A 16,578-nucleotide genomic window follows, 5' to 3' on the forward strand; every position below is an offset into this window, starting at 1 on the left:
GCGAGCCAGGTATCCCCCGTCGCCAGACCGTCGAGCAGGAACGGGCGAAGTTCGCGCTCGGCCGCGTGCACGACGTGAAGGGCCATCACCAGTGGATGGCCAGGGCGTACCGGCGGGAGGTGATGGGTCTACCGGCGATGATCCTGGTCAACGGCCTGGGCCAGACGCTCGCGTTCCTCAAGGCGAAGGGTGCCGGCAGCCTGAACGAGCACGCCGTGGCGTATCGACATTTGAGCGATTGGGTCGGAAAGCAGTTGAGCCTGCCGGGTGACCTGCTGGAGGAGATCACGCGCATGGACGTCGGTCGGTACCGGCTGGCCCAGGCCGAGGCATTGGCCGTGCTGACATGGCTGAAGCGGTTCGCGGAGTCCGAGATCGACGAGGAGCGTCGATCGTGAGCGTGCCGCGCGGACCTCAAGCAGGGCGCGGGGCGCCGTCCGGTGGCGGCGGGGCTCGACGGGGTCAGAACGGCCCACCGGCGGGGCATGGCGGAGTGCCGGGCGGGCACGGCGCGCTCCCGCTGCCATCCGCGACTGTCCAGGCGATTCAGGCGGCCGGCGGGGTTGGACGGTGCAGCAATCTGTCGCTGGCGCTGAACCGCTTCGTCGATGCCTGGCGTCCGGGCTTCGCGGGAGTTGACGATGCCCGGCGCCGGCAGTTCCTGGCGGCCTGCATCGGCATCTTGCAGGACGCCCGAGTCGGCGTCCTGCTCGACCAGTATCAGGCCCGGCAGGCGGCGCTGCTGGAGAGCTATCGTCGCGATGGCTGGCAGCGCCAGATCGTGCGCGGCCGGTTGACGCGCCGACTGGTGATCGGGCTGGGGATCGCCCACCCGCTGGAGACGAATCTGGCGCTGCACCGGATCGGCGGGTTCCCCTACCTGCCGGGCAGCACGGTCAAGGGAGGCGTTCGAGCCGCTGCCGAGGAGCTCGACGGGGCCGACAGTGACGTGGTCCGCCGCGCGTTCGGCCCGGCCTCGGACGAGGATGCGCATGCACGGGGGGTGCTGGTCTTCCTGGATGCATTCCCAGAGCCCGGCTTCCGACTCGCCGTTGATGTGATGACGCCACACCACCGCGCGTACTACACCGGGTCGGAACCGCCGGCCGACTGGCAGAGCCCGAACCCGATCCTGTTCCCGTGTGTGGAGCGAGGGTCCGTGTTCAGGTTCGCGGTCGCCTGCCGCGATTCCGACACGGCGACGTCAGGGTGGGGGCAAATCATGGATTGGTTGAATGAGGCTCTGCGAGACGGCCTGGGCGGAAAGCGGAGCGCGGGGTACGGGGCATTTGAGGTGATCGGATGAAGAGTGCGCTCATCGTGACCGTGGGGACGGCCGATCCGACGCAGCCGGACCGTGTCACGAGTCTCGTCGATTCAATAAAGAGCGCAATACAGAAGGCACGATCAGAGCGCGTTGTGCTCCTGGCAAGTGACGGAAGCATGGCCCTCGCCGAGCGGGTTCGGGCTGAGTTGGACCGGGGTGAGCAGGTGCAGATCTCACGGGTCTCGGACTCGGACCACTATGAGCGCGTGTTTCAGGATGCGCTGGTTGTATTCCGCACACTGCGGGAGACCTGTGAGCCGGCTGAGATCGAGCTCGACTTCACCAGTGGTACGAAGGCCATGTCGGTGGGAGCAGCGCTGGCTGCGGCGGTCGTCGGCAGCGGCGAGTGGCGCTACACCGCCGGCGACCGACCGACCGGGACCGTGGCGGCTGGTACGGAAGAGATCCTCAGCCGGAGCCCTATGCGTGTGCGGGCACACTTCGACCTACAGGCTGCCGTGCGGCTGTTCGAAGCGCTCCAGTTCGCGGCGGCGCGGACGCTCCTCAGCGAGATCAATCCGGGCCTGCTCGACGACCACGGGCGCCGGCTCCACGCGAGCCTGATGGTTCTGGTCGATGCCTACGACGCGTGGGACAAGTTTGACCATGCAGGCTTCAAGGACCGCTATCGCAAGCCTGATGCCGACCTGCATGATCTTGGCGCGTTCGCCGTCGCCGACAAGGTGCGGGGCTCAATCGGGCAGATGGCTTCAGCGAACAGTAGACCGCCATCCGGAGGCCGGAAGACGACGACGACCGCGGACCACCTGGCCGACCTTTGGAATAACGCCCAGCGACGGTTGGCCGAGGGCAAGCTCGACGACGCGGTCGCGCGTCTCTATCGCCTGACCGAGATGATCGCGCAGTACGTCCTGGATTCGACGTACGGCATCGAGACCTCCAATGTCGAACTTTCTGCGCTACCGGCGGAACTGACAGATAACGCTCGCACGTGGCTGGAGGCGATAGCTGTAGTGGTCGATGCCCAGGGCAACGAATCGAGGCAACCGGTCAAGCTCGGGCTGCGAGATGACTTCAGGCTGTTGGCCGGTCTGGGTCACGCCATTGGGCCGCTGGTGTCGCCCTTCGGCGCGAAGCCGACGCGGCTGAACCACTTCCTGGATACGCGGAACGCGAGCATCCTCGCGCACGGTACGACACCCATCAGCGCCGATGACGCGCACGCACTGGCAGAGGAGGTCCGCGAGCTGGCGGTGCTCGCTGTCCCGGACTTCGAGGCGCGCGCCGCCCGGCTCCAGTTCCCGTGGCTGGCGACGAAAGAGTAGCGGGTAATGGCTGAGGAGGCTGCGCCGTTGGCGCCGAGGTTCCAGGTTCATCTGTTGCGGTTTCGGGCCGAGGTGACGGCGCCGCTGCTGCTCCCGCCGGCTGCCGGCGCCGCGCTACGCGGAGCACTCTTCGGGGCGCTGCGCCAGCAGTTCTGCCTGGCCGGACGCGGTCCGCGTTGCGGCCGGCCGGAGCTAGCGGCGAGCTGCCCGGTCTGCTTCCTGTTGGCCCCGGTGGACGAGCAGGATCGCCGTGGCCGCGACGTCCCCAGGCCGTACGTGCTCCGCGCCCCGATGCTCGACGTCCCGGAGGTGGTCCGTCCGCTCACCTATGCACCGGGACAGCACCTGGAGTTCGAGCTGGCGACGTTCGGGCGGGCGCTGGGGCAGTTCCCGTACGCGCTGCTGGGAGTTGAGGAGATGGGCCGGCAAGGACTCGGGGCACGGCGGCAGGGGCAGTTCCGACTGGACGAGGTCTGGGCGGTGAATCCGCTGGCCGGGCGGCAGGAGGCGATCTACCGGCGGTCCCGAGACAGCGTCGTGCGTGCCCCGAGCCTGCCGGTCGACGGCGAGCAGGTGGCGGAGGAGGCGGCCGTGCTCGCGCGGCGCGGAGGCGACCATCGACTGCGGCTGACGCTGGTCACGCCGACGCGGCTGATCGAACGGGATCGGCTGGTCAAGCAGGACGCGTTCGAGTTTGGGCCGTTCCTGGCCCGGTTGCTGGAGCGGCTGAGCGCGCTGTTCGGCCGGTACGGCGACGAGATCAGCCGTGAGGAGGGAGCCGGCCGCGACGACAGGGCTGGTGCCGGTCACGGTGTGGCCGCTCGGCCGTTCGAAGCGTCTGCGCTGCTGAGCGCGGCCGGCGGGGTCCGGATCGCCGAGCGACGGCTGGTCTGGCGCGAGCTGTTCCGAGCCTCGGGGCGACACGGTCGGATGGTGCCGATGGGCGGCCTGATGGGCGAGGTGGTCCTGGAGGGCGACCTCGGCCCGTACCTGCCCTGGCTGGTCTGGGGCAGCCTGGTGCACGTGGGGAAGGACGCGGCGATGGGGAACGGCCAGTTCAGGCTGGAGGCGGCGGGGTGAGCGAGACCATGGGGACTGAGGCGATGCCCGAGCAGCCGACCGAGCCTGCGCCGACGATCGTGGCACCATCATCGATACGGGGGCGTGCGCGGATCGCGACGATCGAGGATGCGGCCGGGCGGCCGGACGAGTATCTGATCGTGGATCAGTATGGGGCGTTCCTGGGCCGGCACAGCGAGCGCCTGAAGCTGACGGTGAAGGGCGAGCTGGTAGAGGAACGTCCGCTGCTGGGGCTGGAGCACGTGCTGGTGCTGGCCGGCGGGGTGAGCCTGAGCGCGGACGCGATCCGAGGGTGCGCGGAGCGGGGCATCCAGATCAGCTTCGTCTCACGGAGCGGGGCGCCGTACGCAAAGCTGATCGCGCCTGAGCTGACGGGGACGGTCCAGACGCGTCGGCAGCAGCTGCTGGCGTTCGGGGACGAGCGTGGGGTCCACCTGGTCCGGGCGTTCGCGGTGGGCAAGCTTCAGAACCAGGCGACGCTGTTGAAGTACATCGCGAAGTATCGCCAGACGGCGGCTCCCGAGTCGTATGAGATGGCTCGCGAGGCGGCGTTCCGGATCGAGCACCTGGCCCGGCGGATCACGGAGGTGGCTGGCGAGACAGCGGACGAGATTCGGATGCCGGTGATGAACCTGGAAGCTCAGGCGGCGCGCCACTACTGGGAAGCGGCCCGCCACCTGGTTGCATTGCCAGCCGGCGTGGAGTGGCCGGGGCGCGAGACGCGCGGGGCGGCGGACCTGGTGAACCAGTGCCTGAACTACGGCTACGGCATCCTGTACGCCCAGGTGGAGCGGTCGGTGCTGCTGGCCGGTCTGGATCCGTACGCCGGGTTCCTGCACGAGGACCGGCCCGGCAAGCCAAGCCTGGTACTGGACCTGATCGAGGAGTTCAGGTCGTACGCGGTGGACCGGTGCGTCTTCGCGTTGCTGAATCAGCGGGTCCAGCTTGCGCAGGACGACCGTGGCCGTCTTGACGACTCTACTCGGACGACGCTGGCGAAGCGGGTGAACGAGCGGCTGGAAGGTGAGGAGCAGCATGAGGGGCGGAAGCGGCGGCTGCGCACGATCATCCAGTCGCAAGCCCGGCGGGTGGCGACGTTCGTGCGCGGCGAGGCGGTCTACAAGGCGTGGGCCGGCCGGTGGTGACGAGCCTACGGTGTGCCACGGGGCGTCAGACTCTCCAGGAGCTGGTGAATGACGGCGTTGCTCAGGCGCATACCATCGGCTTGCAGCCGGCGCAGCAGCGGCTGGACCGCGTCTCTGGGGATCACGCCATCGCGGCCTGCCTGGACGAGGATACCGGCTGTGCCGATATGCAAGATGTCGCGCTCTCGGGCGATCCGTCGGGCCTGACGGTCGTCGACGAGCAAGAGCGCACTGCGCTCCGCTGCGAGCGCCAAAGCCCAGGACTCGCCCTTGTTGACGCCGGTCGCCATCTGCGCGACCAATGCTTCGGACTGTGGATCCACGATGCGCAGCCAGGTGACCCGTGCGAGCTCGGCTGCCCCCGCCCCGCCTGCTGTGATTTCCTGAAAGACAAGCGATGGGACCAGGATGTGGCCAAACAGTTGAGGCAGGAGTTCGTGCGCACCGATGCGGGCCAGCGAGATCAGCGGGCCCGCGTCGGAGATGACCTCTGGGGCCGACTCTTCCAGGCGGCCAGCGTCTGCAGGTCGTGCTCCAGGCTCTCCTCGGTCACTTCGGTGTGCGGGACGCCGTGGCGCGCCAGCAGATCGAGCCACGACGCCCTCGTCAGGCCGAGCAGCTCGGCGGCCTTCCCCCCGGATAGGTCCCCACGGCGGAAGAGTTCGACGACTGCCAGCTCCATGAGGTGCCTGGCTGCTCCCTCGGGCGACGTGCCCAGCAGCCGAGCCACGCTCTCCGGCAGTTCGATGGTGACTTGCTGCATCTTCGGCCGCGCGGGCACGGATGAGGTGCTCATGACTAGAGTGTACACGCAGCACGGACGCCATCACACGCTGAGCGTAGCACATCGTCGGCGGGTCTTGCGGCCTATGGAGCAGTCTGGTACAACGAGATGAATTCTGAAGCGGTTCGGACCGGAGGGACTCGATCCGCCTCAGGGATACTGAAAAATGGACCAGTCCGGTCAATTCAGCCAAGCCCTCCGGTCTACACCGACCATCGCCCGCCCGTGCAGAGCTACCTCCCTGTATCGCCAGATCGCGATTTCCGTCAATGGCGTCGAGCTTCAGGGCGCCGGCGCGGAACACGGTGTTGGGTCGGCAGAGCACGATGCGTGTGGCATCAGTACGTAACAATCGAGTGCGCGCCGTACCTCCTACCGTAGCTGGAGGTCTCGCTATGAGAAGGCCCGCCACCGATCGGCCTCGTCTGTTGAACAATCCAGGTGAACGACTTATCGCTGACGTGTTCGCACAGCGAAGCCGGAAGCACGCCTCTTGGGGCGACTGCGCCGAGCTCGTCGTCCTGACGCTGGAAGCGACAGGAGTACTCCGTCACTACGTAGAGCCGGGTATCGATCCGCTGGAGAGGATCCAGGCGTTCAACACCGACGCGGATCGCGAATGAGTGCCGAAGACCCGGCATTCGATGCCTTCTTTGCTCGCTGTAGCGGCGGTCACCGGCCGTACGCGTACCAGCGGGAAATTGCCGTGCGCCTCTTCGGATGCGCGCATCTTGACGTCTGGGCGCCCACGGGTGCCGGCAAGACTCTGGCCGTGGTCACGCCATTCCTGTACGAGCTCCTGCGCAGCGAGCGGCCACGTTGGGACCGCCTGATCTACGTGCTGCCGCTACGGTCGCTCGTGGAGAGCATCGCCGGCGAGATTCAGCGCGTCGCCGGGCGGCTCGGGTGGTGTGCGTTGGACGTCAGGATGCAGACGGGCGAGCGCCCGGATGATGCATTCTTCTCGAAGGGACGGATCATCGTCACGACGTATGACCAGTTGCTGAGCGGGGCACTCGAAAGCCCGTACGGTCTTCCGGAGATGCTCCACAATGTCAACGCGGCGGCCGTGGCCGGGGCACTGATCGTGTTCGACGAGTACCACCTCATGCACCCGCAGCAGGCGTTCTTGACTGCCGTCGCCCACGTCAGCCAGTACAGGACGTTCTGCCGATCGGTTTGGATGACGGCGACGGCCACCTCGCCGTTGCGGGCGATGCTCGGCACGGCGCTCGAAGCAGAGAGGATCTGCGTGCAGCCCGACGAGCTCAACCGGATGCCGGCCGTCGCGGAGGTGGAGCGATACATCCAGGTGCAGGCGACGCCGCTGACCGCAGCCGACGTCCTCGCGGCGCACCAGGAGCGGTCGATCGTGCTGGTCAACACCGTCGCCCGTGCGAACGACCTGTTCGATGAGATCAAGGCAGAGCTGAAGCAGCGCAAGCAGCGCGAGCCGGTCGTGCTGCTCCACTCCCGGTTTTTCCCGACCGACCGTCAGGACATTGAGAAGCAGGTTCGGGAGATCTTCGGCGAGAAGAGTACGGCCTCAGCCATCCTGGTCTGCACCCAGGTGATCGAGGCCGGCATGAACATCAGCGCCCAGGTGCTGCACACCGAGGTGGCGCCGATGAGCGCGCTGGTGCAGCGGGCCGGGCGCTGCGCTCGCTTCCCGAAGCAACGAGGCGAGGTGCGGGTCTATCCGCTGCCAGCAGGCGAAGCTGGCTCCCGGCCGTGGCTGCCCTACGAGCGGGACGACGTCGAGCACAGCCAGGCAGCACTTTCGGCTCTCAGAGAAGACGACAGCACCACCGGCATTCGTCTGGATCCGACGACGATGCAGCGACTCGTCGATGATGCGCACGCCGCAACGAACGCCCAGCAGATCAGGCGAGGCTGGCGCGACCGCCAGGACGAGATCCAGCATCGCGCCCGACTTTGCGCAGTGGGACGCCAGTCGATCACGGTCAGCGACCTGATCCGCCAGACGGACGGCCAGACAATCCGCGTCGTCATCGCATACGACCCGATCGCAACCCGGCTAAACCCGTACACTGTCGAGGGGTTCGGCCTGCGCCGCTGGGGGCTCGCCCGGCTGTTCGAGCTGGAACATCGGCCGGTCGGCTGGCGCTGGGTGCCCGACAACGTGGAAGAATGGGTGCTGCTCGAAGACCCGGGCGACCTGGACCGGGCGTTTGCCGTCTGCTTGCACCCTGGCGTCACGGCGTACTCGCGCACGGCCGGGCTGCGACTGGGGCAGGTCGGCGACGGCGAGAGCCCGGTGCGCCGGCCTCGCGGCAAGGATGCCCGCCGCCCGTACTATCGAGAGCCCTGGGCCCGCCACGCGCGGGAAGTAGGCCAGGAGGCGGCTGCGCTGGTGGCCGCCTCCGGCACCGTCCTGCTGGAAGGGCTCCGGGACGAGCGATGGCAGATCGATCTGGCACAACTGACGGTGGCTGCCCGCACGGTCGGCCTGCTCCACGACGTCGGCAAGCTCCAGCAGCCCTGGCAAGCCTGGGCCAAACGGGCGCAACGCGAGCTTAACTCAAAGTATGTCCACGTCGAGCCGCTGGCTCACACCGACTTTGACCGCGAGAAGTCAGAGGATCGGGCGCGCGAGCAGAAGGTCAATGCTCAGGGGCGGCGGGGGCCACACGCGGCGGCGAGCGCCTGGTACAGCGCGTCGGTCGTCGTTCGCTTGCTGCGCGAGGCGCCTGCTCCAGTATCCAGGCAGTTACGCGCGGCGTGCCTGGCGGCGATCCTCGGCCACCACGGCGGCTGGATTCCAAGCACCGGCAGCGAGATCCCCGCGTTGAAGCCGCTGGTGAAGGAAGCGGACGAAGCCCTGGCCGAAGCGACCGGGCGCCAGGATCTGCCGGCGCTGGATGGACCGTCCGGCACGCTGACGGCGCGCCATCGGCTGCAACGGCTCCTCGACCCGGCCACTCGCGCAGACGTGTGGACCGACTGGTGGCCCATTGTCGCGTATCTCACGCGCATCCTGAGACTGGCCGATCAACGCGCGACCTCGCTGTATGGAGGGGAGAGCTAGACCATGCCGAGAAACGCGGCACCCGCCACCGCGCCGCCACCGCTGCTTGATGACCCGATCGATAAGATCGTGCTGCCGCGCGAGACCGGGTCACATGGGGATGTCCTGGCCGTTGTCGGGCTTGCCGACTTCCTCCGCAACGCCACTGGAGATCGCCAGGTCAGCCTGAAGCAACTTGAGACCGCCTTTGCCGTCACACTCGCGCAGCCACGGCGCCCGTCCGAGATCGCCGCCAGCCCGATTCACCCAGGCTACAGATACGTGCAACCGAAGTCCGGATCAGCGAAACCCGAGAAGATGATCGACGAGGCGGAAGCCAACGAAGCAGAGGCCGCCGAGGCACAGGTCTCCGACGAACAGCCAAAGGCATCCGGGGCGAAGCGCAGAACGTCGAAGTCTGCGAAGACGCTGCCAGCATCGGTGCTACCCGGCGACGTGGTGGACTACCAGGCCGACCGTACCGCCATCAACGAGTTCCGGGTCCGCGAGACCGAGCTCCGCAAGACCCTCGTGGCGGCGAAGACGGACGAGCAGAAGCAGGCGATCCGCGAGCAGATCAACGCGCTCGGGCAGGAGTGGCCGGCCAGTGTCTCACGTCAGGATTGGCGGCGCTATCCCCCGTATCTGATGCTCCAGGGACACGAGACTGCCAACAAGCTGTTCAGCGACCTCGTCGAGCCGGAGAACGAGGCCACCGTGCGAGCGACGGTGCAAGCTGCGCTCGTGGCACTGGCGCAGGGACGCCCGAGCGAGGCGGACTGGAAGGTGAGCACGGTTCAGGTGTTCTCGCCGAACGCGGCGAAGGGGTACGCGCGCCTCAAGCCGGATAGCACCGCGCGTGGGGACAAGACCAAGGATGCTTGGGCCGATCCGTTCCTGGAGTGGATGCGCTATCGGGGCTACTTTTCCGCCACGATACCAGTCTTCCATGGAAGCAAGGGCGAGCACATCCGCGTGCTGACGCCGATCCCCCAGGACATCTCGCTGACCGCGTACCAACAGATTGTCGGGGAGATCCCGACGCCGCCGCGCGGGACGAGCGCCGCCAAGATCGACATCCAGGCCACGCTCAAGATCGCCGAGATCCTGATCCAGCACTCAGAGATGTATCGGCAGGCGCGCGCCGAGGATGAGGTCGAGGACGATGACGATCTGATCGACCTTCACGAGAGGGCGCCGAGCGATCTCATCAGCGCGCTAGCCGTCACCAACTATCAATCACTCGGGTCCGCGCGGGCCGTCTCGTTGATGAGCGAGTTGGCCGTGCCGGGCTGGTTCAAGATCCGCGAGTCACAGGACGTGCGTGATTGGCTGGCGATCCTTGGCGAGCACCTGAGCATCGTCCGTGGCCTGATGGACGATCATTCGGACGAACTGACGCTGCTCCTGACCTATCGGCGATTCCTGGGGCGGCGCGGCGACGAGGAGGGCAACGAGCCGGCGCTGGATGCTTTCCTCGACTTCGCCGGAGCGTATGGCAACCACGTTCTGCGCGCACGGGGGGCCGGTCGATCGGTCCGACAGTTCAGGGCCGATCTCTTTGTGAAGGTGGTGGAGTCTATGAGCAAGCCATACTCGGACATCCTCAAGAACGATGGGTTCCGAGCCATCGCAGCGGCAGTGCGCCGTGCGACGGTGGCCGCGCAGAGCCTCGATGCTCAGGGTCGCGAGCATCGCACCATTCGGTATGGACTATTGCCAGACCTTCGCCGCGCGAGTCAACAGTCCAATAGTCGCGAACTTCTCGTCACGGTGGCCGAGTTTGTTGAGCTCTACAACTCGGAGAATGCACGCCGCGAGGAGACATCGCACGATAACAAGCCCTGGCATCGGCGGGTAAGCATGAGTCAGTTCGACGACTTCGTCAGGCTCGTCGATGATGCCGATTACGGAGCCGGCGTCGTCGGGGCGCTACTGTGCGCGTACGGCACTTGCACCGAGCGCCGACCGGCCGACCAGGACGGATCTGGCACGGCAACCGACGAAGGCGGGCCTGTGGACGGGGGTGAGCCAGCCGCAGGCGATCCGCACGAATCGGTCGAGGAAGAGTAGGGGAGGGGCACCGTGGCAGCAACGTATTCTGTGGCGATCTCTGCGCGCCTGACGATGAACCTGCACAACCTCAACAGCGAGGGGACGGAGGGGAACCAGCAGCAAACCCGCATGGTCCACGTGGTGAATGCCGGCGGAAATCGGCAGTCGGTCAACGCCGTGAGCGGCGACATGTTCAAGCGGATTCTGGTCGATCACTTGATCCCGTTGCTGGCCGAGGCCGGCCAGCCGCTCTCGCCGGCAGCACAGCAGCACAGCCCAGATCGGATCGTGGCCGGCTATGAACCGCTCCAAAAGCTGGCGGCGGACAAGAAGAACAACCCGGACAGCGCAGTCATGGCGATGATGGTTCGGGACTGCGCGGCGACGGACATTGCAGGTGCCTTGCTCACCGACAACCGGGCGGTGGGGCGGAAGTCGGTGGTAGAGTTCGGTTGGGTGGTCGGGCTACCGGAATTCACGCGCACCGAGCAGTATCTGCATGTCAAATACGCGCCTGAGGGACGGGGATCCTCGACAGGCCGTGATGATGCAACGCAAGAAGCGATTACGTCCGTGGCGGGACGGCAGGCGCTGTTCCACCGGCCGGCCTCGTCCGGGATCTACGCGCTGGTCTGCAATCTGGACCTCTACCGCATCGGCCTGAACGACATCACGCGAGAGTACGCGGTAGGAGCGGAAGCGCGGCAGGCCCGAGCGCGGGCGCTCCTCCAGGCGCTAGCGGCGACGTTGGTCAAGCCGGCCGGCGCTCAACGCAACACCCAGAACCCGCACATCGTGGGGTGCGAGGGGATCGTGGCCGTCTCGCGCTCCAGCCTGCCAGCGCCGATGTTGAGCCCGCTGGACGATGCGTATCAGGCCGAAGTTGAAGGGTGCGCTCGGGCGTTGAACAAGATCCAGGCGGATGGCATCTGGACGCAGCGGTTCGCATCGACGTCCGAGGCGCTTGACCTGCTGGCGTCGCTCTCCGCCGAGCTCGACTTGCCCGCCGCGGCGAGGTAACCATGCCACCTCGAAAAACGCAGGCGAATTCACCGGATCGTGCTGTCGTCCGGGCTGCCCGCGCCAATTCCCTGGCCGACCCGGCACCGATTGCGGGAGTGCCAGGGCCGGGGCGCTGGCTGCTGGCTGAGCTCGCGCCGGTCAGCTTGTTCTCCCTGAAGACCAGTCAGGCAACCAGTGGTGTCGGCCGGACGCTGGTCGTGCCGACCCCCTACGCGATCAAAATGGCGTGCGTCGATGCGGCGTTTCGGGTCGGGTGGCCCGATTCGGACTGCGCCGAGTTGCTCGACACCCTTGTCGGCGTCGAGGTTCGTATCCGGCCGCCGGGTGCAGCGGTGGTGACGCACACGATCGTCAAAATCCGTCAGGAGCCGAAGAAGCCGAGCCCGGAGCAGCCATACCTTTCTAGTGTGGCGTACCGCGAGGTCGTGTACCACGCGGGGCGGTGGCTCTGGGCGTTTGATCTGGCCGGCGGCGACGACCTGTTGGCTGGGCGCCTGGTTACGGCGCTGCCGCACGTGCGCTCTATTGGCAAGCGCGGGTCGTTCGTACAGTTCCTGGGATTTCAGCGAGCTGACGATCTGGGTGAAGGGTTCACGGCGCCGATCGTGACGGGCGACGATTTCAGGATCGGTGCGGCCTGGCACGTTCAGCAGCTCGACGACTTCGGGCCGGAGGCGACGTTCGCTCGCTTGAGCACGTTCAGCGCGGAACGGGCGAGGCGAGACCGAGATCGTACCTTTACGACCACCATCATTCCGCTTGGCCTGGTGCGGTCAGGTCCGGGCTTCAGCGAGTACCGCGACAGGCCGTGAACGGTTCTGAGGCGACTTAGAGGGCGGCGCGTCGTACTTCGGGGTGATGGGGCGGAACTGAAGGAGGGGACTGAACGGAACAAGAGACGCGGAGGCGGGTGATGCGGTGCCTGGTGGTCTACGACATCTCGGATGGTCGCGCGCGGGCGAAGGTGGCGGACTACTGCCAGGACTACGGCCTCAGCCGCATCCAGTATTCCGCGTTTCTCGGCGACATCTCGCGCGCGCACCAGAACGAGCTGCTCCAGAAGATCCGCCGCCGGCTCGCTCGGCTGGAATCGAGAGTCGTCCTGCTCCCACTCTGCGAGACTGACTTCCGCGCTCGGCGGGAGGTGGTGATCTCATGATCCCCACGCCTCCTGCGGGCACCGTTCCCGGCAATGCGTCGGGCGGTGCGAGCGCCGATCGCCTCCTCCTCGACCTGGCGGTGAGCGACGTCCGTCAGCACGTCTACTGCCCGCGTATCCCGTACTTTCGGCTGGGGGCACGTCTGCCGCACCGTTACGTGACCGGCGCGATGCAGGAGGGCATCCTGGAGCACCAGCGGACCGAAGCGCTCGAACAGCGACGGGGTCTGCGCGCATACGGGCTGTCAGACGGGGAGCGTTCCTTCGACGTACGGCTGCGCTCGGAGCGGCTGGCGTTGGGCGGCCGGCTCGACATGCTGATCAGCCGTTCATCTGAGGCGATCCCGGTTGAGTTCAAGAACACTCGAGCGGCGTTGGGGCTTCATCACAAATACCAGCTGGCGGCGTACGCGCTGCTCGCCGAGGAGCAGTTGGCGCGGCCGGCGCGACGAGCGTTCGTCTACTTCATCCCGTTGAAGCACGCGCAGGTGGTCGAGATCACCTCGGCCGTGCGCGCATACACGAAGCGGGTGTTGAACGCGATCCGTGCCAGTGTGGCCGGCGAGCAGATGCCAGACGGTACACGGATACTCGAACGCTGCCGAGTGTGCGAGTTTCTGCCGTACTGCAACGACCGATGGTGACGGGCTCGGCCGCATCGGCCGGCAGGGAGGGTGGGATGTACTTCGCATCGACCGAGGAGCAGCGCTGGGTCCAGCGCGGGCTGTTGCCGGATCTGCGCCGACAGCCAGTTGCCGAGGAGCTGCGCGGCTGGAATTGGGACCGGCCGCCGCTGAGGTCGATCTACGACCGGCCCCTCGGCGTGTACGAGGTGGCCGGGAAGTACTGCCCGACGGGACGTGACGTCTTCTTGCGCCGTGTTCAGCAGTTGAAAACCGTTCCGAACGTGGGGATGCGCGAAGGGCAACGACTGCATCGAGTGGTGGCCGACGTGCTGACCGAAGCGAAGCGGCTCATCTACGTGCACGGTCAGGCCAGCGTCCCGTTCCTCGAGGCTCTCGCGAGTGGCGTGCGATCCCGTGATGAAGACGACGCCAGGCCAACCGAGGAAGATGACCTTTCGGCCACGAAGGTCCGAGCGGTTCGGGCGTTCGAGTCGCGCCGGATCGTCGAGCGCGTCGAGGCGGTACTGGCGCGCCAGCCGCACATCCAGGCCGACGGACTGGCGATGCTGGCGCTGCCGGTGAGCGTCGAGATGAAGCTCGACGGGCGGTTCCTCGGCCTGAGTGAGCACCTTGCGGCGGACGGCATCTCGTTTCCGGATACGGCCGTGCTGGATCTGAAGTTTGGGCTGAGGGAGCCGTTCCACCGTTTGACGACGACTGGGTACGCGTTGGTGCTGGAGAGCCTGTTCGAGCGGCCGGTCGATGTCGGGTGTGTAGTGTACGCCAGATTCATGAACGGACGTATCGTAGTCGAGCGAGATTTCCATCTCATCGGGGACGAGCTGCGCCAGATGTTCGTCGAGGAGCGTGACGAGAAGGTCCGACTGGTGGCTGAGGAGCTAGATCCGGGTCTGCCGGCCGTCTGTCCCCGGTCCTGCCCGTATCTGCGGACGTGCCGGCCGGCCGATCAGGGGCGTGTGGAGCCACTCCGGGGCCCGATGTCCGCAAACCTCGTCGATGCAGCGCAGCCGGAGGCAGTGGCGGCGCATTGATGAACACGCACGCCAGAGATGATGCGCTCGCAAGTGGGTCGCAAAAACCCCTGGGTCGGCGGGCAAACCACCGAGTTGCGACCGGGCATCGCTCCAGGGTACCGTCACGGTTGGTGGCATGGCTTCCAGCGAGGCCAATCGCGGCCTCTGGCACATGAACAACGACATCGTAGTGACGAAAACGGCCCGGAATGCGGTCGGCCGCATCCCTTCGATCCGCTTCAGGGATACTGAAACTACGTGGACGCGAACGCCGTTGCCGACGGCGCGGCGGCCGCATCCCTTCGATCCGCTTCAGGGATACTGAAACCCAGCGCCGCCGCCGTCGCCGCGTTGCTGTCCGCCTGAACGCCGCATCCCTTCGATCCGCTTCAGGGATACTGAAACGGCGATCCTGGAATCGGCTACAACCCGTCGAACGCGAGGCCGCATCCCTTCGATCCGCTTCAGGGATACTGAAACCTGGCGGGTCGGTCGTGCTGAACCTGGACGAGATCCTGCGCCGCATCCCTTCGATCCGCTTCAGGGATACTGAAACCGACGACGTCCGCGAGCTGATCGCAGCCGGCACGCTCGCCGCATCCCTTCGATCCGCTTCAGGGATACTGAAACGCTGCTCGCCCTGCCCGACCATCCCGATGGTGGCCGCGTCGCCGCATCCCTTCGATCCGCTTCAGGGATACTGAAACAGCACCCCGATACGGCCGATCTCGTCAATCGCCATCTGCCGCATCCCTTCGATCCGCTTCAGGGATACTGAAACTTGTTCCGCGACCTCGAGTCGTACTCCTGGCGTCCCGGGGCCGCATCCCTTCGATCCGCTTCAGGGATACTGAAACCCACCGAGGCCACGGCCAGTCCACACCGCCAGGGGCTGAAGCCGCATCCCTTCGATCCGCTTCAGGGATACTGAAACGCCGAGAAGGAGGCAACACCGTGGAGACACTGGACGAAGCGCCGCATCCCTTCGATCCGCTTCAGGGATACTGAAACGTCTGCTGGCACCACGTCAGGTACTCGGCCGACCAGCGCCGCATCCCTTCGATCCGCTTCAGGGATACTGAAACCTGGCTCGGGTGGTCGCCAACGGCCAGCGACTCGGGCGTGCGCCGCATCCCTTCGATCCGCTTCAGGGATACTGAAACAGATGCCGCTGGCGGTCGTTCCGGTCGAGCGCACTCGCCTGCCGCATCCCTTCGATCCGCTTCAGGGATACTGAAACTTGAGGATGGCATAGTTGAACGGCGTCGGCATCACCGACTGCCGCATCCCTTCGATCCGCTTCAGGGATACTGAAACTCGGCCCTGGCGACCGCCTGCAGGAACTCGCCGAAGCGCCGCATCCCTTCGATCCGCTTCAGGGATACTGAAACTGCCGAAAAACGGGTAGTAGCGGAGGTTGGCCTGCCGCCGCCGCATCCCTTCGATCCGCTTCAGGGATACTGAAACTCCTTCGCCACCGTCACCAGGGCCGGGCTGTTGAGGAGCCGCATCCCTTCGATCCGCTTCAGGGATACTGAAACATGACCCTGCAGGCCGGCAGGCTGTCGTTGAGCGCGCCGCCGCATCCCTTCGATCCGCTTCAGGGATACTGAAACCCGCAGCGCCGAGGCGTAGCCGTCGAACACGTCGGCCGTCGCCGCATCCCTTCGATCCGCTTCAGGGATACTGAAACGCCCGTCAGGGAGGCGTTCTGGCTGCCCGAGGCGTGGCCGCATCCCTTCGATCCGCTTCAGGGATACTGAAACGCATGGCCCCGGAGTCGGCGCCCGCCGCGCTGACCTCGAGCCGCATCCCTTCGATCCGCTTCAGGGATACTGAAACACCACACGTCGACCGTCTCGCCGTAGGTCGGCGTGAGCGAGCCGCATCCCTTCGATCCGCTTCAGGGTGTCAATGGCCACGCGGAAGTCCCCACCGGTGGCCAGGGAAAAGTCCCCACCCCGGCAGGGCTAGCGTGAGGTAGTGAGGGCACCTCCCTTCGTCGTGGTCGGCAGGAGATCGGAGAACGCG

The 16,578-nt window shown here is 66.4% G+C and carries 14 protein-coding genes and 1 CRISPR repeat array; of the genes, 12 read left to right on the top strand and 2 right to left on the bottom strand.

The window, feature by feature from the left end; all coding sequences use genetic code 11:
• The first annotated feature begins 11 nt into the window (after positions 1 to 11).
• The 5 genes from cmr5 (at position 12) to cas1 (ending at position 4,838) form a co-directional block, all read left to right on the top strand.
• Positions 12 to 398: a type III-B CRISPR module-associated protein Cmr5 gene (cmr5, locus tag IT306_04600; protein ID MCC7367675.1), complete on the top strand. Its 387-nt coding sequence runs from the start codon at positions 12 to 14 to the stop codon at positions 396 to 398.
• Positions 399 to 493: 95 nt separating this feature from the next.
• Complete coding sequence (gene cmr6, locus IT306_04605) at positions 494 to 1,306, top strand: type III-B CRISPR module RAMP protein Cmr6 (protein MCC7367676.1); 813 nt, start codon at positions 494 to 496, stop codon at positions 1,304 to 1,306.
• Positions 1,303 to 2,613: a TIGR02710 family CRISPR-associated protein gene (locus IT306_04610; GenBank protein ID MCC7367677.1), complete on the top strand. Its 1,311-nt coding sequence runs from the start codon at positions 1,303 to 1,305 to the stop codon at positions 2,611 to 2,613. Before cmr6 ends, IT306_04610 begins: the two co-directional genes overlap by 4 nt.
• Positions 2,614 to 2,640: 27 nt before the next feature.
• The gene (gene cas6, locus IT306_04615) at positions 2,641 to 3,693 is read left to right on the top strand and encodes a CRISPR system precrRNA processing endoribonuclease RAMP protein Cas6 (protein MCC7367678.1); all 1,053 of its coding nucleotides are present in this window, start codon (positions 2,641 to 2,643) and stop codon (positions 3,691 to 3,693) included.
• Positions 3,694 to 3,716: 23 nt separating this feature from the next.
• Entirely contained in the window at positions 3,717 to 4,838 is a 1,122-nt protein-coding gene (cas1, locus tag IT306_04620; protein MCC7367679.1) for a CRISPR-associated endonuclease Cas1, read from the top strand.
• A 5-nt stretch (positions 4,839 to 4,843) separates the two neighbouring features.
• Here the strand turns inward: cas1 and IT306_04625 are convergent, their stop codons facing one another.
• Positions 4,844 to 5,161, bottom strand: coding sequence for a DUF3368 domain-containing protein (locus IT306_04625; protein MCC7367680.1), 318 nt, complete (start codon positions 5,159 to 5,161; stop codon positions 4,844 to 4,846).
• Positions 5,162 to 5,301: 140 nt separating this feature from the next.
• Positions 5,302 to 5,619, bottom strand: coding sequence for a UPF0175 family protein (locus IT306_04630; GenBank protein MCC7367681.1), 318 nt, complete (start codon positions 5,617 to 5,619; stop codon positions 5,302 to 5,304).
• A 496-nt stretch (positions 5,620 to 6,115) separates the two neighbouring features.
• On the opposite strand from IT306_04630, the gene cas3 reads away from it, so the two are divergent.
• The 7 genes from cas3 (at position 6,116) to cas4a (ending at position 14,565) form a co-directional block, all read left to right on the top strand.
• Complete coding sequence (gene cas3 / locus IT306_04635) at positions 6,116 to 8,671, top strand: CRISPR-associated helicase Cas3' (GenBank protein ID MCC7367682.1); 2,556 nt, start codon at positions 6,116 to 6,118, stop codon at positions 8,669 to 8,671.
• Between the two features lie 3 nt (positions 8,672 to 8,674).
• Positions 8,675 to 10,723, top strand: a complete 2,049-nt coding sequence (locus tag IT306_04640) for a hypothetical protein (GenBank protein MCC7367683.1) — start codon at positions 8,675 to 8,677, stop codon at positions 10,721 to 10,723.
• A 54-nt stretch (positions 10,724 to 10,777) separates the two neighbouring features.
• On the top strand, positions 10,778 to 11,725 hold the full coding sequence (locus tag IT306_04645; protein ID MCC7367684.1) for a DevR family CRISPR-associated autoregulator: 948 nt from the start codon (positions 10,778 to 10,780) through the stop codon (positions 11,723 to 11,725).
• A 2-nt stretch (positions 11,726 to 11,727) separates the two neighbouring features.
• Positions 11,728 to 12,540 (top strand): hypothetical protein, encoded by an 813-nt coding sequence (locus tag IT306_04650; GenBank protein ID MCC7367685.1) that lies wholly within the window; start codon positions 11,728 to 11,730, stop codon positions 12,538 to 12,540.
• Between the two features lie 101 nt (positions 12,541 to 12,641).
• Positions 12,642 to 12,887: a CRISPR-associated endonuclease Cas2 gene (gene cas2 / locus IT306_04655; GenBank protein MCC7367686.1), complete on the top strand. Its 246-nt coding sequence runs from the start codon at positions 12,642 to 12,644 to the stop codon at positions 12,885 to 12,887.
• Complete coding sequence (gene cas4, locus IT306_04660) at positions 12,884 to 13,531, top strand: CRISPR-associated protein Cas4 (protein MCC7367687.1); 648 nt, start codon at positions 12,884 to 12,886, stop codon at positions 13,529 to 13,531. Before cas2 ends, cas4 begins: the two co-directional genes overlap by 4 nt.
• Before the next feature lie 35 nt (positions 13,532 to 13,566).
• Complete coding sequence (gene cas4a / locus IT306_04665) at positions 13,567 to 14,565, top strand: type I-A CRISPR-associated protein Cas4/Csa1 (protein MCC7367688.1); 999 nt, start codon at positions 13,567 to 13,569, stop codon at positions 14,563 to 14,565.
• 200 nt (positions 14,566 to 14,765) lie between these two features.
• A CRISPR array of direct repeats spans positions 14,766 to 16,466; the repeat unit is 37 nt; unit sequence GCCGCATCCCTTCGATCCGCTTCAGGGATACTGAAAC.
• Positions 16,467 to 16,578 lie beyond the last annotated feature (112 nt).

Source organism: Chloroflexota bacterium, from assembly GCA_020850535.1.
GTDB lineage: Bacteria > Chloroflexota > UBA6077 > UBA6077 > JACCZL01 > JADZEM01.